This is a genomic window from Gordonia westfalica, from assembly GCF_900105725.1.
GTDB classification, from domain to species: Bacteria; Actinomycetota; Actinomycetes; order Mycobacteriales; family Mycobacteriaceae; genus Gordonia; species Gordonia westfalica.
On record NZ_FNLM01000036.1, the window covers coordinates 16,507 to 34,559 of the forward strand.

Genomic DNA, 18,053 nt, shown 5'->3' on the forward strand with positions numbered 1-18,053 from the left:
CTCATCTCGCTCACGGAACAGGAGAATGCCGATGCGTACAGGACGTATGGGCTCACGCTGGTGGGCGCTCGGCGCCCTCAGCTTTGCCGAACTGCTGGTCATGATCGACAACACGATCGTCAACGTCGCCCTGCCGACGCTGGCCCGCGACCTCGACGCCGGGATCTCCGGGCTGCAATGGATCGTCGACGCCTACACGCTCGTGTTCGCCGGACTGCTCCTGACCGGCGGCTACCTGGGCGACCGATTCGGCCACCGGCGCATGCTCCTGACCGGTATCGCCGGGTTCATGGCGGTGTCGGTCCTCGCGGCGTCGTCGCAGAACCTCGGCCAGCTCATCGCTTCCAGAGGAGGACTGGGACTCTTTGCCGCCCTGGTGTTCCCGGCGACACTGGCCATCATCACGACGATCTTCGTCGACGCCAAGGAGCGGGCGATGGCCGTCGGTATCTGGGCGGCGGTCTCCGGTATCGCCGTCGCCATCGGTCCGGTGCTGGGCGGTTGGCTTCTCGAACACTTCTCGTGGACCTCGGTGTTCTGGGTCAACGTCCCGTTCGGTCTCGCCGCGTTGATCGTGATCCTCGCCGTCGTGCCCGGCACCCGACCACTGGCGGTGCCACGATTCGACTCCATCGGTGTGGGCCTGTCCGTCGCCGGCCTGGGGCTGCTGACATACACGCTGATCGAGGCGCCGCACGTCGGCTGGGGTGAGGTCCGGACGGTGCTCGGAATCATTGCGGCACTGACGATCCTGTCCGTGTTCGTGGTGACGCAGCTGCGTATCGCCCATCCGATCCTGGACGTGCGGTTGTTCGCCAACCGGCACTTCGCCACCGCGGCCGGGATGATCAGCGTGGCGTTCTTCGCGCTGTTCGGGTTCATCTTCCTGATCACCCAGTTCTTCCAGGCGGTCAAGGGATACGGCCCGCTCGCCGCCGGCGTGCGAACCCTGCCGTTCGCCGTGGTGATGGCGGCGCTGTCGCCGGTGGCGATGGCGCTGTCGCACCGGTTCGGGCCCCGCTTCGTCGCCGTGGCCGGCGCCTTCCTGATGTCGGGAGGCTTCGCACTCGTCGAGATCTCCTCGCGCGCTTCGGGTTACTGGGAGCTCATCGTGTGGTCGATGTCGCTGATGGCCGCCGGCCTGGCATTCATCTCGGGCCCGTGCACGCAGCTCATCATGGATGCGCTGCGGCCGGAACAGGCCGGTGCCGGCAGCGCCGTCAACGACACCACCCGCGAGATCGGCGGCACCCTCGGGGTCGCGGTGCTCGGCTCGATCCTGACCTCGGCCTACGTCGCCGGCATCGGGGATCGGCTGTCGGGCAGTGGTTTACCGCGTGAGGTCGTCGCGACCGCGGAACAGTCGGTGATGGCCGGTGTCGAAGTGGCCGGCCGGGTACCCGCCGAGATGAGCGACCCGGTCCGGGCCGCGGTCCAGCAGGTGTTCATGGACGGTCTGCACAACGCGGTGTGGGCCGCGGTGGCGATCACTGCTGCAGCCGGTGTGACAGCGGCGTTCCTGCTGCGCGGCACGGTCGCCGGACGGCACGCGGTGCCCTTCGAGACGCATCCTCCGCAAGCTCCGGATGCTCCTCAGGGGGCAGTCGAGACGCATCCTCCGCAAGCTCCGGATGCTCCTCAGGGGGCAGTCGAGACGCATCCTCCGCAAGCTCCGGATGCTCCTCAGGGGGCAGTGGGGACGCATCCTCCGCAAGCTCCGGATGCTCCTCAGGGGGCGGCAAGCACTGGAGCCGGGGACACCTCACAGGTCGAGCGTGAGGTTCCCGCCGGCACTGCGTGACACGCAGGTCAGAATGGTCCCGGCCTCGCGTTCGGGCTCGGTCAGGATGTTGTCCCGGTGATCGATGTCGCCGGACAACGTCCTGACCTTGCATGTGCCGCAGAAACCCTGCTGACAGGAGTAGGGGACCGAGGGCATCACCCGCCGGATCGCGGCGAGTGCCGACTCGTCGGCGGCCACCGGGATCTCCTCGCCCGTGGACGCCAGCGTGACCGTGAACGGCGAGCCGTTCTCGACCGGCGGCGGGCTGAAGCGCTCGTAGTGCAACTCGATGTCCGCGCGGTCGGCCAGATGGCGGCGGAGGTTCTCCAGCATCGGGACCGGTCCGCAGCAGTACACGGCGAGGTCGGCGTCGGACCCGGGGACCGGACCGACCAACTCCGGCATGGTCGGGAGTCCGTGCCGGTCGTCGGTGCGAATCGTGATGCGGTCGCCGAACCTCGCCACCTCGTCGAGGAACGGGATGGAGTCGGCCGAGCGGCCGGTGTAGATCATCGACCAGTCCAGGCCGAAGCGCTCGGCGACGGCCAGCATCGGCAGGATCGGCGTGATGCCGATTCCCGCGGCGATGAAGCGAAGCCGGCGGGCGGGGGAGCCGTGGCCGGGGACGGCCAACGGAAAAGCGTTGCGCGGTCCCTTGATCGACACCACGTCGCCGACGTTCAGGGCGTCATGGACCTCGATGGAACCGCCTCCGCCGTCCGGGATGCGACGTATCGCGATGCGGTAGTGCTCGCGGTCGGCGGTGTCGCCGCACAACGAGTACTCCCGCATCCGCCCGGAAGGCAGCAGCATGTCGATGTGGGCGCCGGCATGCCAGGACGGCAGCACCCCGCCCTCGGCAGCGGCCAGCGTCAGGGCGATCACGTTCTCGTCATGTGCGACGACCTCGCGCTTCACGATGCGTACCTGCGTGATCCCGGCGTTGGCCGGGGTGGGCCGCAACGGGGACAGCGGTCGCCACGCAGGCCACCATACGCGCATGAATGCGGTCCCCACCGTGAGGATCGGATCACGGCGCCACCGCCCGTAGAGATGCGGAGGCGGTTGGGTGAGGCTCGTCGAATGCGGATGTGCGCGTTGGTTCATCGCGGCCCTCACGCGGCGTTGCGCGCAGCCGGGGAGCTGGCGAGATATGCGACGGCCTGCGCGGTGCTGCCGATCTGTTCCGGACGGAATCCGGGACGGAAGTAGCTGAACGTGGAGAAGACGATGCTGCGCAGTGGAGGCAGCACGTTGGCTCGCACGCCGCGGTGGAACTGCCACTTCTTCTGGAAGTAGTTGTACGACACCGACTCGTCCTGCTTCATGATGAACCGGTAGCCGCGCTGCACCAGGAACAACAGTATCGGTAGGACTGCGAGCATCGCGCGTCCCCGTCGAAGGTAGCTGTCCCCGAAGTAGGCCGCGACGTCGTGTGCGACCGCGCGGTGCTCCACCTCCTCGGCGCCGTGCCACATGAACAGATCGGCCATCGTCGGATGCGCACCGGCCTTGATCCAGTTGTTGTTCAACGCGAAGTCGCCGAGCACCGCGGTGTAGTGCTCGAGGGCAGCGATGAGCCAGAGCCGTTCGATGAGGTGCTTGTGCCGGGCTTCGGGCGAACCGCTCGTCGCCGGCCCGAGCACCCTGCGGAAGATCCATTCCATCTGCAGCTGGTACGGGCGGGGATCGATGCCGTGGTGGTCGAGGAACTCCCACAGGACGTGGTCGTGCGCCTCGGCGTGCATGGCCTCCTGGCCGATGAAGCCACGCATCCGCGAGGCGAGTTCCTCGTCGGCGACCATCGGCAGCGCCTCGTTGTAGGTCTGCACGAACCAGCGTTCGCCCTCCGGGAGGAGCAGGTTGAGCACGCTGACGAAGTTCGACGCCACTGGATGGCCGGGAATCCAGTGCAGGGGAACGGAATCCCAGTCGAATGTCACGTTGCGGGCGTGTAGTTCGACGGGGCCGGGATCGGCCTGCTCGGTCAGATCGGGCCGCGGGCGTTCGACGGTGCTCATCCGGTGACCTTCTGTCGGGCGCCGATCCGGGACAGCCACGGCGCGAAACGGTAGATGCGATAGCCGACCTGCGCCTCGGGGGTCACCGGGACGACGGCCTTGTTGTGTTCGATGGCCGAGACGATCTCGGTCGCCACCCGATCGGGGGTGAATCCGCGACGCTGATAGAAGCGGTCCAGCCGATCCCGTTGTGTCTGTTCGGTATCGGCGTCGAGTCCGGCGATCGGCGTCGACGACACGATGTTGGTGTCGACGATGCCCGGGCAGATGGCGCTCACGCCGATGCGGTGTTCGGCGAGCTCGGCACGCAACGACTCCGAGAACAACAGGACGCCGGCCTTCGACGCCGAGTACAACCCGAGGCTGCGCGACGGTGTGAATGCGGCGGCCGACGCGATGTTGACGATGTGCCCGCCCACGCCGCGCTCGACCATCTGCCGGCCGAACTCGCGGCTTCCCGTGATGACGCCGCGCAGGTTGACGTCGAGCAGGCGATCGACCTGCTCGTCGGTCGCGGCGAGAGCGCCTCCGGCCAAACCGATTCCCGCGTTGTTGATCACGACGTCGGGGACGCCGTGCTTCTCGCGGACCGTCCCGGCGAACGCGGCGAACGCGTCGGTGTCGGACACGTCGAGGAGATAGTCGTGCGCCAGGGCGCCGGCGATCTTGCAGGCCTGCGCGGTCTCGGCCGCCGTCTCCAGGTTTCGGTCGGCGAGCACGAGTTCGCAGCCGCGCTCGGCGAGCAGTAGTGCGGTCTCCCGCCCGATACCGCTGCCCGCGCCGGTGATCACCACCAGCTTCCCGGCCAGCGGCTTCGGCTCGGCGAACACCCGCGACCGTTCGACCGTCGGTGGGACCTCGCTCTCGGTCTGCGCGGCAAGGAAGTCCAGAACCGTCTCGGTCAGATATCCGGGGTGGGTGTACGGCAGCCAGTGTCCCGTCGGGGTGTCGCGCCGCCACAGCTTGGCCACGTATGCCGGGGTGTTCTCGTAGATCGCCGGACGCAGCGCGATGTCGCGTTCGTTGACCACCTGCAATACCGGCACCACGGTCGAACGTGGCTCCGGACGTAGCAGTTTCTGGCGAATGTTGGCGCGGTACAACGCGAGTCCGGTGATCATGTCGCGACGCAGGGTGTCCGCGACGACGACGTTCTCCGGCGGGGTGCCCTCGACTCTGCGCAGGAACTGCTTCCACGCCCGCGGACTCCCGAGTGCGGTCAGCAAGGCGTTCGGCAGCACCGGGAGCTGGAACAGTCCCGTGTAGGCCGATGAGAGCGACTGTGTCGCAATGGTTCGCACGCGCCGCGGCGTCGGGCGGGTCACGCCGTCGTGCAGCAGCCGGCCGAGGTGATCGAGATTGGGTCCGGACACCGAGACGAAGGACGCGATGCGGGTGTGCGACCGCGGCCTGCTCACGGCCTCCCACGCCTGGACCGAACCCCAGTCGTGACCGACCACGTGCACGGGAGCGTCGGGACTCACCGCTTCGGCGACCGCGAAGAGATCGTCGGCGAGTTCGGTCAGCCGGTACGCCCGGACCTCGCGCGGACGGTCGCTCTCGCCGAAGCCGCGGCAGTCGTAGGCCACCACGTGGTACTTCTCGGCCAGTCGGGGCGCGATGTGCGTCCAGAGATGGTGGGTGTCGGGCCAGCCGTGAACCAACAGGACCGTCGGATCGGCCGGGTCGCCGAGTTCGAAGGTGGCCAGCGTGACGCCGTCAGCGGTCACCGTCCCCCGTCGCCAGTCGGGTCGAACCTGTATTGCCTCTTCGGACATTCGTGCCACCTCGTCGTAGACCTCGATGGAGATACACGTTACCAACGGTTACATAAATGTCTAGACCCTCGCGTGAACCCGTCTCAGTGCGGATTCCCCGGGTACGCGTGCCGAAACGCAGCAGAAAGCACAAAAGGCCCGGGTCGGTGAGACCCGGGCCCTTCGTGACGGCCCTCCGCAAGCTCCGGGCCTCCTCAGGGAGCGAGGTGGACGCACGCTCCGCAAGCTCCGGGCCTCCTCAGGGAGCGAGGTGGACGCACGCTCCGTAAGCTCCGGGCCTCCTCAGGGAGCCAGGTGGAGGGAGCGAGGTGGTGGCGTGAACTACTGCCGGTACGACGACAAGAAGTTGCCGATCCGTTCGACGGCTTCCTTGAGGTCCCGCGACCACGGCAGCGTGACGATGCGGAAGTGGTTGGTGTCGTCGAGGTTGAAGCCGGTGCCCTGCACGACGAGGATCTTCTCCTGCAGCAGGAGGTCCTGGACGAACAGCTCGTCGTTGTGGATCTCGTGTACCTCGGGGTCGAGGCGCGGGAACGCGTAGAGCGCGCCCTTGGGCTTCACGCAGCTGACGCCGGGGATCTCGTTGAGCTTCTCCCAGGTGACGTTCCGCTGCTCGTAGAGGCGGCCGCCGGGGGAGACGAGCGCCTCGATGGACTGGTAACCGCCGAGGGCCACCTGGATCGCGTGCTGGCCGGGCACGTTCGCACACAGGCGCGTCGACGCCAGGATGCCCATGCCCTCGATGAATCCCTTGGCGTGATCCTTGGGTCCGGTCATCACGACCCAGCCGGCGCGGTAGCCGCACACCCGGTAGGCCTTCGACAGGCCGTTGAAGGTGAGGCACAACAGATCCGGCGCCAACGACGCGACGTTCACGTGCTCGGCCTCGTCGTAGATGATCTTGTCGTAGATCTCGTCGGCGAGGATCAGCAGCGAGTGCTGCCGCGCGAGTTCGACGAGTTGCTGCAGGACCTCGCGTGAGTAGACCGCGCCCGTCGGATTGTTGGGGTTGATGATGACGATCGCCTTGGTGCGATCGGTGATCTTCGACGCGATGTCGGCGATGTCGGGATTCCAGCCGTTGTCCTCGTCGCAGCGGTAGTGCACGGGACGTCCGCCGGACAGCGAGGTCATGGCCGTCCACAGCGGGTAGTCGGGGGCCGGGATCAGGACCTCGTCACCGTCGTTCAGCAACGCCTGCATCGTCATCGTGATGAGCTCGGAGACGCCGTTGCCCAGGATGACGTCGTCGACGTCGAAGTACGGGAAGTCGGGGATGAGCTCGTATCGCGTCACCACCGAGCGTCGGGCGGACAGCACACCCGCGGACTCGGAGTACCCCTGCGAGTACGGCAGCGCGTGGATCATGTCGCGCATGATCACGTCGGGGGCCTCGAACCCGAACAGCGCCGGGTTGCCGATGTTCAGCTTGAGGATGCGGTGGCCCTCCGCCTCGAGCCGCTGCGCGTGCGCGTGTACGGGTCCGCGGATCTCGTAGCACACGTTCTGCAGCTTGAGCGACTGCTCGAGCGGCTTGAGGTTCTGGTTCAGATGCGACACATGGGGCCTACTCACGGGTCCAATTGTGGCAGCCGGGCGCAAACGGGTTTCCGCCAGTGCTGTGCGGAAGTCGTCCGACACACGAAAAACGGGCTCCGACCGTGGTGGTCGGAGCCCGTTTTCGGTTACTGCGGACTACTTGTGGCCGGGCCGCTTCTTGCCGGCGGCGATGCCGAAGCCCTTGGCCTTCGACGCGCCGGTCTCGGCGATGGTCCGGGCTTCGCCCGAGCCGTTGCTCGACGGGGCCGGGACCTCGGTCCCGTTCGTCTCGGCTGCCGGTGCTTCCGCTGCCGGTGCTTCCTCGACCGCCGGTGCCTCGGCAGGTGCCTCGGGTTCCGGGGCGGCCTCGGGAGCAGGGGCGGCGTCGGCCGGCGCTGCAGCAGGCCTCGGAGCGGCCTTGCTCGCGCCACCGGGGCGCTTCTTGCCGGCGGACATGCCGAAGCCCTTGGCCTTGGCCGGCTTCTCCTCGGTCAGTGCCGCGGCCGAACCGCCCTGGGGTGCCTCGGCTGCCGGGGCGGCGGCTTCGGCGACCGGTGCCTCGGCTGCCGGTGCCTCGGCTGCCGGCGCTGCTGCCGGAGCTTCTGCGGCCGGCTTGGGAGCGGCCTTGCCGATCCCGCCCGGACGCTTCTTGCCCGCGGACATGCCGAAGCCCTTGGCCTTGCCCGCGGTCGCTTCGGTAGCCGCAGCGACGGCGGTGGCCGACTCGGTGTCGGCGGTCGGAGCGGCATCGGGTGCGGACTCGGCCTCGGCGACCTTGTTCTCGGCGGGAGCGGTCACACCGGCGTCGGCGGCCGCCGCGTTCGGGGTGGCCGCCTTCTGGCCGGGACGCTTGCCGGCGGCCATGCCGAAGCCCTTGGCCTTGCCCGGCTTCGCCTCGGCAGCAGGCGCCTCGGCCTTCACGGCCTCGGACGACTCGGCCTCCGCAGGCGCCGGCGCAGCCGAAGCGGCAGGCTTGCTCGCCGCACCCGGACGCTTGGCGCCACCCTTCATGCCGAAGCCCTTGGCTGCGGGCTTCGTCTCGGCAGGCGCCGCAGCGGTTGTCTCCGCGGCGGTCTCGGCCGGTGCAGCAGCCGCAGCACCCGGCTTCTTGCCGCCCTTCATGCCGAAGCCCTTCGACGCGGGCTTCTTCTCGGCGGGTGCGGCCTCGGGAGCCGGTGCAGCGGTCTTGGCCGCGGCGCCCGGCTTCTTGCCGCCCTTCATGCCCAGTCCGACCTTCGGCTTCGGAGCCGCCTCGGTGGTGGCCGTCGAGGTTGCCGCAGCAGCCGCGGGCACCTTCTCGGGCTCCGGTTCCGGTTCGGGCTCGGGAGCGGTCGGACGCGGTCCGAGGTAACGGCCACCGAGCTTGACCTCGGTCTTGCCACGCTTGACCGAGTCGAGCAGCAGCTGCGCGACGTCGACGACCTCGACCTTGCCCTCGGCCTCGGTGCCGCTGGTCCGTGCGGTCACACCGTCGGTCAGCATCACGCGACAGAACGGGCAGCCGGTGGCGACCTTCTTGACCTGCTCACCGGAGGAGATGTCGCCGAGGGTGTCGAGCGCCTCGTCGACCCGGTCGATGTTGATGCGCTTGCCGATCTGCTCTTCCATCCACATGCGGGCGCCACCGGCACCACAGCACATGGACCGTTCGCCGTGACGCGGCATCTCGGTGAGAGTCGATCCGGCCGCACCCATCAGTTCGCGAGGTGCGTCGTAGACCTTGTTGTGGCGGCCCAGGTAGCAGGGGTCGTGGTAGGTCACGTCCTCGCTGATCGGAGCGACCGGCACGAGGCGCTTCTCCCGGACGAGCCGGTTGAGCAGCTGCGTGTGGTGGACGACCTCGTACTTGGCGCCCAGCTGCGGGTATTCGTTGCCCAGCGCGTTGAAGCAGTGCGCACAGGTGACGACGACCTTCTTGCGCTGCTCGGGCGCGGTCGAGAAGACCTCGCCGAGCATCTCGATGTTCTGCTGCGCGAGCATCTGGAAGAGGAACTCGTTGCCCGCGCGTCGTGCGGAGTCACCGGTACAGGTCTCGCCCTCGCCGAGGACCATGAAGTTGACCGCGGCCATGTCGAGGAGCTCGGCGACAGCCTTGGTGGTCTTCTTCGCGCGGTCTTCGTAGGCGCCGGCGCAACCGACCCAGAAGAGGTACTCGAAGCCCTCGAACGACTCGACGTCCTTGCCGAAGACCGGGATGTCGATGTCCATCTCGTCGATCCAGGCGGTACGCGCGGAGGCGTTCTGGCCCCAGGGGTTGCCCTTGTTCTCGAGATTCTTGAACATGCCGGCCAGCTCGGTCGGGAAGTCCGACTCGATCAGGACCTGGTAGCGGCGCATGTCGAGGATGTGGTCGACGTGCTCGATGTCGACCGGGCACTGCTCGACGCAGGCACCACAGGTGGTGCAGCTCCACAGGGTCTCGGTGTCGATGACCGCGCCGAGTTCTTCGGGATCGAATTCGCCGTCAGCCGACTCGATGCCGTTGCCGCCGCCGATCTTGCCCTTCGACTCGCCGACGAGCTTGCGGGCGGCCTCCGCGCGAGCGGCCTCGGGGATCGCGTTGAGCTTGGCCTCGTCGACGTTGCCGTCGGCGTCGACCAGGCCGACCTCGTCGCCGCCCATGTCCTTGCGGCCACCGGCCAACAGGTACGGGGCCTTGGCGTTGCCGTGGTCGCGCAGCGACATGATGAGCAGCTTCGGCGACAGCGGCTTGCCGGTGTTCCAGGCCGGACACTGCGACTGGCAGCGGCCACACTCGGTACAGGTGCTGAAGTCGAGCCAGCCCTTCCACGAGAAGTCCTCGATCTTGCCCGCACCGAACGCGTCGACGTCGGGGTCGGCGGTCTCCATGTCGAGGACCTTGCCCTGGCTCATCATCGGCTTGGCCGCACCGAGGGCGACGCCACCGTCGGTCTCACGCTTGAAGTAGATGTTGAAAAACGCCGAGAAGCGGTGCCATGCCACGCCCCAGTCGGTGTTCAGGCCGACGACGGCCAGCCACACCATGCCGCTCATCAGCTTTATGACCGCGAAGATCGACACGAGGGTCGGCGAGGCCGGGAGGATCTTCGCCACCTGCATGGTGAAGAAGTCGGAGTATGCGTTGGCGTGGCCGTACGTCGCGATCTTCGATGCCTTCACGAGGATCATGCCCAGGCCCTCGAGCAGGACGACGGCCTCGACGAAGTAGGCCGCGCCGAATCGCGATCCCGAGAACCGCGACAGTCGCTCGGGCACACGCGGATGGTTCATCTGACGGATGACGATCAGGACCATGATGCCCACGACGGTGCCGATGCCCAGCAGCTCGTCCCACAGATGCCACGCGAAGGTGTCGCCGAAGACGGGCCAGTGGAACTTCGGGTCGATCGACTGGCCGTAGGCCTCGAACCAGAGGAGGGCGCCGCCCATGAAGCCGATCATGACCAGCCAGTGGGCCCAGCCGACCGAACGGAATTTCACCATTCGGGTGTGCGCGATGAATTCCTTGATCATCGTCGTCAGTCGGGGGATGACCGGCCAGAAGCGGGAACTGTCGACCTTCTGGCCGAGTTTGATGGTGCGGAACATTCGCACCACTCCGCCGAGGAACAGGTACCAACAGAAGAGGCTGATCACCGCTGCTGTGGTGCCGATGGCAATCGTCGTGGCTGTCACGGGCGCGTACCGGCCTTTCGTCTAGGTCGTCCGACACCGGAGGAAGCGCACAGAGTGCGCAGGGCTGTCCCCGCGGAGCGGTGTACTACAGGTAACCGTAATTCTTCACGCCGTCGGCGCGTTGCCAAGGTTGGCCTAATTATTGCTGGTCTATCTCACACCGAATGATACTCGCGAGTAACTTACTGTCGAGTCAGGGTGTGGAGGATCCCACTCCGTCGCCGCGGCCGTCCGGGCGTCAGCTGACCCGGGCCACCTTCTCCAGCTCCTCGAGTGCCGTGTCGAGGTGTGTCAGCAGCCGCTGCAGGCTCGGGACCTGCGCACGTGCCCCGATCAGGCCGAAGTTGATGTGTTCGGCCGTGCTCGTCACGGTGATGTTCAGCGCGAGACCCTCCATCGCGATCGACACCGGATAGAGGCCGTCGAGACGTGCGCCGTTCCAGTACAGCTCGGTCGACGGTCCCGGCACGTTGCTGATGATGATGTTGAACTGCTGCGGGACGTACTGCACGAAACCGGGGACGGTGGCGAAGGCGAGTGGCGCGAAGTTGGCTGCACCCAGGGCGAGCGCCTGCAAGGGCTTGAGCCCGCGGACGACGTCCTTGGCCTGACGGGCGGACGAGACGAGTGAGTTGAGCCGGCGTTCGGGGTCGGGCTGATCGGTGGCGAGGTCGACCATGATCGCCGTCACGGCGTTGCCGTCGGTGTCCCCGTCGGTGTGCATCGACACGGGCACGGCGGCGATCAGCGAGGAATCGGGCAGGGCGTCCTGATCGATCAGGTACGACCGGAGCGCGCCCGAACACATCGCGACTACGACGTCGTTGAGGGTGATGTCCATCGAGTCGGAGATCGCGCGCAGACGGTCGAGTTCCCACTGCTGGGCGGCGAACCGGCGTGCGCTGCCGATCGCCACGTCGAGGATGGTCCGCGGGGCGCGGGGTACCGGCGGTACGAAGCCGGGTTCGCGGATTCCGGCGATGGCGACCCTGGCCGCCGCCGGTCCGAGCCCGGCCACCTGGAGGCCCGCGTCGGCGATCCCGGAGATCCGCGAGCGCAACGTAGGCGCCGGTCGTGGGCGCTTCTTCTCGACGAGGGCGGGATCCCACGGTGCCGATCCGGACCGGTCGTCGGGGTCGGGCGAGAGCATGCGTTGTAGCAGACGAAGCGCCGACACCCCGTCGACGATGGAGTGGTGGATCTTGCTGTAGATCGCGAGGCGGCCGTCGTCGAGGCCCTCGATGACGTGGATCTCCCACATCGGCCGGAACCGGTCGAGCAGGGTGCCGTGGTTCAGCGATACGTAGCGCAGCAACTCGCGGATGCGACCCGGACGCGGAAGCACCGCGCGCCGAACGTGATAGTCGAAGTCGATCTCGGCGTCGTGGGTCCAGGCGACGTTGCCGAGGATGGTGACCGGCGACGCCGGGCGCTTGCGGAAGTGGGGGTGGATCTCGCGGCAGGAGGAGAAGGCGGCGATGACCTCCTCGGCGAGGTCGGCCGATGACTGACCCTCCCGCGGCACGAACAACTGCAACCCGCCGACGTGCATCGGCTGCTCGCGCGTCTCGGCCAGCAGGAATATCGACGAGGTCACCGGCATGTACTGCATTCACACTCTTTTCCACGGTGGTCCGGGTACGCGTCGGGCTGAGCGCAGCAGGTCACCCAAGTATCGGCCCGGGGCCATCGCCGGCGGCATCGAATGGGCATCTTTGGGTGAGATGCGTTCGTACACCTAGTGTCCTGAGTCATTAATTCGTGTGCAGTAGTGGGCGATGGAGTCGAGGATCTGGTCAGCGGTCTTGACCCACACGTAGGGGCGGGGGTTGTCGTTCCAGGTCTCGATCCACGCTCTGATGTCGGCATTGAGTGCTCGTACGGTGCGGTGGGTGGAGCGTTGGAGTTTCTTGGTGGTCAGTTCGGCGAACCAGCGTTCGACGAGGTTCATCCAGGATGAGCTGGTGGGGGTGAAGTGGACAACAAACCGCGGGTGCGCGGTCAGCCATCGCTTGACCGCGGGTGTCTTGTGGGTGGAGGCATTGTCCATGACCAGGTGGACGTCGAGCTCGTCGGGTACCTCGGCGTCGATCTTGCGGAGGAATCCGATGAATTCCGTTGCGCGATGCCGTGAGTGAAGCGAACCGATGACTTTGCCCGACGCGATGTCCAACGCCGCGTACAGGCTGGAGGTGCCGTTGCGCACGTAGTCGTGGCTGGCCCGTTGCGGGGTGCCCGGGAGCATGGGAAAGATCGGCTGGGTGCGATCGAGCGCTTGGATCTGGGTCTTCTCGTCAACGCAGAGCACCAGGGCACGTTCGGGTGGGTTCATGTAGAGCCCGACGACGTCGCGGACCTTTTCGGTGAACATGGGATCTTTCGACAGCTTCCACGAATCCTGTTTGTGTGGAGCCAATCCGAACGCTCTCCATACACGCGAAACAGTTGACTGCGACATGTCGAGATGCTCAGCCATCGACCGAGTCGACCAGTGTGTCGCATTCTTCGGAGTGGTCTCGAGAGTTGCGGTGATCAGGTCTTTGATCTGCTCGTCGCCGACGGTTCGAGGTCGCCCGGGCCGGGGTTCGTCGAGCAACCCCTCGCAGCGGTGCTCGACGAACCGGCCTCGCCATCGCCGCACGGTACCTCGGTTGAGGCCGAGTCGTTGTGCCACTTCGGTATTCGACCCGCCATCTGCGGCAGCGAGAACGATTCGTGATCGCATCGCCAAACCCGAGGCCGTCGTTCGCCGACGCGCCCACCCTTCGAGCTCACGGCGCTCGTCATCGGTCAGAACAATATCCACTGCTCGCGGACCCCGGGTTGCCATTCCCCAGTCTATCAACCGAATGACAATTAATGACTCAGGACACTAGGTTGTACACGTGAGGTCAGCAGCTCGTCTCGTCGTGCCGGTGCTGTTGGTGGTCGTCGAACTGTGGATCACCGTCGCGGCCACGTGGATGTACGCCGTGTCGGCAGGCCGGGTCCTCGACGGGGGTCAGGTGCCGTCGCGGTCGACGCTGCTGGTGCTCGGTTCGCTGGTGGAGGACGGGACTCCCGGCGACTATGTGCGCGGGCGACTGGACACGGCGTCGGCGTTGTATCGCGACGGGCGTGTCGACCGAATCATCAATTCCGGCAACGGTTCTCCCGAAGCCGGTGATGAGCCGGCGGCGATGCGGAGCCATCTCGAGACAGAGGGTGTGCCGGCGCGGGTGATCGTCGACGACCCCTTGGGTCTCGACACCGCGGCGAGTTGTCGTCGTGCGCGGGAGGTGTTCGGTGTGAGTTCGCTGATCATCGTGACGCAGGACTTCCACCTGTCGCGCGCCATCGCGCTGTGTCGTGGCGAGGGGGTCGATGCGCGCGGTATTGCAGCCGAATGTGATTGCCCGTCATGGACATTGATCCGCAACCACATCCGCGAGACGGTGTTCGCGGGACCGAAGGCGGTGCTGAGTCGTGTCGGCTGAGACCCGCGCGTGCGGCGCGCCGCCCGAAACTCGAGTCCCGTGGATCAGCGTTACGGCTTCGGTTAGGCTAACCAGGTCCGATTGACGGCCACCGCGACAGGAATGGCCGGGAGAAAGCGGGAGCGCATGCAGACCACCAGCCTGATCCGACGAGCGATTGCGACGGCCGGGGCCGCGCTGATCGCCACGAGCGTCCTCGCCGCCTGCACCGGGAGTGACTCGTCCGGAGACGACGAGACCCTCATCCTGTATTCAGGCCGCTCGGAATCCCTGGTGGGGCCGCTCGTCGAGCGCATCGGCGGAACCATCCCGGTGACCGCCGCCTACGACAAGAAGGCCGCGCAGATCCTCGAGGAGGGTGATCGCTCGCCCGCGGACCTCTTCTTCGCCCAGGACGCGGGTGAGCTGGGCGCACTGGCCGACGCCGGCTTGCTCGAACCGCTACCCGCGGACATCGTCGAGACCGTCCCCGATGCCTACCGCTCCGGGACCGGCTCCTGGACCTCCACCTCGGCTCGCTCGCGGGTCCTGATCTACGACCCGCGGCAGCTGTCCTCCGATGACCTGCCCGCCGGGATCGACGGTCTGCTCACCCCGGAGATGCGCGGCAAGGTCGGATACGCGCCGACGAACGCGTCGTTCAAGTCCTTCGTCACCGCACTCAGATTGACCCGCGGTGAGGACGGGGCCCGAGACTGGCTCACCGCATTTCTCGCGAACGACCCCAAGTCCTTCGAAGGGAACGGTCCGATCGTCGAGGCGGTCAACAACGGGCAGCTCGCCGCAGGTCTGACCAACCATTACTACTGGGTCCAGGAAGTCCAGGAGAAGGGCCTCGAGAACGTACCGGGGCGACTGCACTTCTTCTCCGACCAGGACCCGGGTGCCCTGGTGAACGTGGGTGCGATCGGTGTACTGAAGACCGCGGGTGACAAAGAGGCGGCGTTCGATTTCATCCGACAACTCCACACACCCGAAACCCAGACCTATTTCGCGACCGAGGTCGGGGAGTACCCGGTGATCGGCGACGAACCGCTCCCGGTCGAAGGACTTCCGACGCTGAATCAGCTGTCGCCGCCGAAGATCACGCTCGACGAGCTCGCCGACGTGTCCGGCACCGACAAGCTGCTCAACGAGGTCGGCGCTGTCTGACGGTCTGACCCGCGCGTCGTCTCGTCCCGGCCGGACCATCCGGTCGGGACGAGCGCTGCTGGGGTTCGTCAGCGTCATCATCGCCCTGTTCCTCGTCACCCCGCGATCTACCTGGTCGTCCGGGTGGCGGGAATCGGGGGCGATGAGGCCCTGGCGTACCTGTTCCGGCCGCGAACGGGGCAACTCCTCTGGCGGACGACGCAACTCGCGGTCATCGTGACCGTTGCCTCGATCCTGCTGGGCGTCGGATCGGCGTGGTGCGTGACCCGTGGGATCCGCCGCGGGCGCCCCGTCGTCATCGCCTTGCTCGCTGCGCCCCTTGCCATCCCGTCGTATGTGTCCGGATTCGTGTGGACGCGCCTGGTTCCGGGATTCGAGGGCCTCTGGGCTGCGGCGCTCGTGCTGACGCTGGCCTGTTATCCCCTTGTCATGCTGCCCACCCTGGCGGTGCTCAGCGGGACCGGGCGCACCGACGAAGACGCCGCGCGAACGCTCGGCTGTGGTCCCGTGACGGCGTTCGTGCGGGTGACCCTGCCGCGCATCCGAACCGTGATCGTCGCCGGCGGACTGCTGGTCGCGTTGTACGCGATCAGCGACTTCGGCGGGCCTGCCATCGTCCGGTTCGAGCCCTTCACGGTCGGAATCTACAACGCCTACAACGGAACCCTGGATCGCTCCGTCGCCGCCCTGTACGGGCTGGTGCTCGCGCTGATAGCGGTGGTGCTCGCCCTCGCCGAACGGCACGTGCGGCGCGACGTCGACTCCGGCGTCACCCCTCGGCGGGCCCGGACGGCCCACGACCGACTGCCGGCCTGGGCCTTCGTGATCGTGACCGTCGGCGTCGGCGTCGTGGTCCCGGTCGCCGGCCTGGTGAACGAGATCCGCGAGTCGCGTCGGCTCGGGTTCGACGGCCTCGGTGAGTTGCTGGCCTGGGTCGGCCCGTTCACGAAAACGACGATGATCCTGTCGGTACAGGCGGCGATCGTCATCGCGGTTCTGGCTCTCCCCCTGGCGTTCTTCGTATCCCGGCCTCGGACGAGGACCGGTGACACCGTCGAGGTGGTGTCCTACCTCGGCTACACACTGCCCGGCGTGACGGTCGCGTTGTCGATGGTGTTCCTGGGGACCCGGGTCTTTCCCGACTACTACCTCTCCGCGACGATGCTCATCGCGACCTACGCGGTGCTGTTCCTGCCCGTGTGTCTCGGGCCGGTTCGATCCGGGGTCGACGCGATCCCGCCGCAGGTGGCCGATGTGTCGCGCACCCTGGGCGCGGGTCCGCTGGCCACCGCCGTCCGCGTCCGGTTGCCGCTGGTGATGCCTTCCGTGCTGGCCGGTGCCGCACTGGCGTTTCTGTCGGTGGCCAAGGAGCTCCCCGCCACCCTGATGCTCGCTCCGATCGGTACGCGGACGCTCGCCACCGACATGTGGAGTCTCAACAATGATCTGAACTATGGGCGGGCCGCAGTCCTCGGCCTGGTTCTGATCATCGTCGCGTCGGTACCGACCGCGGCACTGTCCACCCTGTTCGGAAGGGGCGTGAGCCGATGAACGACGCGGTGCGGATCGAGGACATCTCGGTCTCGTTCGGTGATTCGACCGTGCTCGACGGGGTCTCCCTGCGGGTGCCGTCCGGCTCGATCACCGCGGTCATCGGCCCGTCCGGATGCGGCAAGACCACCCTGCTGCGGACGATCGCGGGCCTGGAACAGATCCGATCGGGGCGTATCGAAATCGGGGGTGTCGAGGTCGCCTCGGTTCGAGCTGATCGCGAGCGCAGGGTCGACGTCCCGACCGAGCGCCGCAGTTTCGGTCTGGTCCCGCAGGAGGGCGCGCTGTTCGGCAACATGAGCGTCGCCGGGAACGTCGGGTTCGGCCTCGGCCCGTGGTGGCGTCGGACACCGGGCCGGGCGGCCCGCGTCTCGGAGCTGCTCGAGGTCGTCGGGCTGAGCGAGTTCCGCGGCCGTCACCCGGGCGCGTTGTCCGGCGGACAGCGGCAGCGAGTGGCACTGGCCAGGGCGCTGGCCCCACGGCCAGCCGTGATCGGACTCGACGAGCCGTTCTCCGCACTCGACGCCCAGTTGCGCACTCGACTCCGCGACCATGTTCGCGACACGATCCTGGCCGAGGGGTCAAGCGGACTGCTTGTCACCCACGACCGCGAAGAGGCCATGGCGATGGCCGACGAGATCGTGGTGCTGATGGCCGGACGGGTGCGCCAGGTGGGATCACCCGAGGAGATCTATCTCGCGCCGGTGGACGTCGAGGTCGCGCGGATGTTCGGCGAGGTCTCGGAACTGCCCGGCGACGCGGACGGGGATGTCGTGCGTTGTCCGGCCGGATCGCTGCGTTTGCGGAAGCCGGCCCGTGGTTCGGGGACGGTCTTGCTCCGTCCCGGTGACCTCGACGTCGTGACCTCCCCGGACGGGTCGGAACTCGGTCGAGCGAGGGTGCTCACGGTCAGGCCGTGCGGAGAGCACATCGAGGTCCGGGTGTCGCTGTCCGCCGCCGATCAGGCCCGACGCGACGCCGAGGTCGAACTGTTGGTGCGCGCGGAACCCGAGTGGGCGGGTTCGCCGGGTGATCAGATCGCGTTCCGGCAGCGCCGTCCGGCGCACTTCTGCCCGGCCTCCTGAACCCGCGCACC

General features: G+C 67.3%; 12 protein-coding genes. 5 read left to right on the top strand and 7 right to left on the bottom strand.

Going from position 1 to position 18,053, the window contains the following annotated elements; all coding sequences use genetic code 11:
- The first annotated feature begins 31 nt into the window (after positions 1-31).
- Positions 32-1,801 (top strand): MFS transporter, encoded by a 1,770-nt coding sequence (locus BLU62_RS26375; RefSeq protein ID WP_244278407.1) that lies wholly within the window; start codon positions 32-34, stop codon positions 1,799-1,801.
- Here the strand turns inward: BLU62_RS26375 and BLU62_RS26380 are convergent.
- The 7 genes from BLU62_RS26380 to BLU62_RS26410 all read right to left on the bottom strand — a co-directional run bounded on the left by BLU62_RS26380 (position 1,763) and on the right by BLU62_RS26410 (position 13,608).
- Entirely contained in the window at positions 1,763-2,890 is a 1,128-nt protein-coding gene (locus BLU62_RS26380; RefSeq protein WP_074853355.1) for a PDR/VanB family oxidoreductase, read from the bottom strand. The two genes, BLU62_RS26375 and BLU62_RS26380, sit on opposite strands and share 39 nt — an antisense overlap.
- An 8-nt stretch (positions 2,891-2,898) precedes the next feature.
- Complete coding sequence (locus BLU62_RS26385; protein WP_074853357.1) at positions 2,899-3,804, bottom strand: metal-dependent hydrolase; 906 nt, start codon at positions 3,802-3,804, stop codon at positions 2,899-2,901.
- The gene (locus tag BLU62_RS26390; protein ID WP_074853359.1) at positions 3,801-5,582 is read right to left on the bottom strand and encodes an SDR family oxidoreductase; all 1,782 of its coding nucleotides are present in this window, start codon (positions 5,580-5,582) and stop codon (positions 3,801-3,803) included. Before BLU62_RS26390 ends, BLU62_RS26385 begins: the two co-directional genes overlap by 4 nt.
- A 321-nt stretch (positions 5,583-5,903) precedes the next feature.
- The gene (locus tag BLU62_RS26395; protein ID WP_074853364.1) at positions 5,904-7,157 is read right to left on the bottom strand and encodes a pyridoxal phosphate-dependent aminotransferase; all 1,254 of its coding nucleotides are present in this window, start codon (positions 7,155-7,157) and stop codon (positions 5,904-5,906) included.
- Positions 7,158-7,277: 120 nt separating this feature from the next.
- Positions 7,278-10,778, bottom strand: a complete 3,501-nt coding sequence (locus tag BLU62_RS26400) for a (Fe-S)-binding protein (RefSeq protein ID WP_074853366.1) — start codon at positions 10,776-10,778, stop codon at positions 7,278-7,280.
- Between the two features lie 238 nt (positions 10,779-11,016).
- A complete protein-coding gene (locus BLU62_RS26405) occupies positions 11,017-12,390 on the bottom strand; it encodes a WS/DGAT/MGAT family O-acyltransferase (protein WP_074853368.1) in 1,374 nt (457 codons plus the stop codon).
- A 126-nt stretch (positions 12,391-12,516) separates the two neighbouring features.
- The gene (locus BLU62_RS26410) at positions 12,517-13,608 is read right to left on the bottom strand and encodes an IS630 family transposase (protein ID WP_074847987.1); all 1,092 of its coding nucleotides are present in this window, start codon (positions 13,606-13,608) and stop codon (positions 12,517-12,519) included.
- 133 nt (positions 13,609-13,741) lie between these two features.
- On the opposite strand from BLU62_RS26410, the gene BLU62_RS26415 reads away from it, so the two are divergent.
- The 4 genes from BLU62_RS26415 to BLU62_RS26430 all read left to right on the top strand — a co-directional run bounded on the left by BLU62_RS26415 (position 13,742) and on the right by BLU62_RS26430 (position 18,042).
- On the top strand, positions 13,742-14,254 hold the full coding sequence (locus BLU62_RS26415) for a SanA/YdcF family protein (RefSeq protein ID WP_074854270.1): 513 nt from the start codon (positions 13,742-13,744) through the stop codon (positions 14,252-14,254).
- A 126-nt stretch (positions 14,255-14,380) separates the two neighbouring features.
- Positions 14,381-15,406 (top strand): extracellular solute-binding protein, encoded by a 1,026-nt coding sequence (locus tag BLU62_RS26420; protein WP_074853369.1) that lies wholly within the window; start codon positions 14,381-14,383, stop codon positions 15,404-15,406.
- A 123-nt stretch (positions 15,407-15,529) separates the two neighbouring features.
- Positions 15,530-16,957: an ABC transporter permease gene (locus BLU62_RS26425; protein WP_244278408.1), complete on the top strand. Its 1,428-nt coding sequence runs from the start codon at positions 15,530-15,532 to the stop codon at positions 16,955-16,957.
- Positions 16,954-18,042: an ABC transporter ATP-binding protein gene (locus tag BLU62_RS26430; protein ID WP_074853372.1), complete on the top strand. Its 1,089-nt coding sequence runs from the start codon at positions 16,954-16,956 to the stop codon at positions 18,040-18,042. The genes BLU62_RS26425 and BLU62_RS26430 overlap by 4 nt, the downstream gene beginning before the upstream one ends.
- Positions 18,043-18,053: the final 11 nt, after the last annotated feature.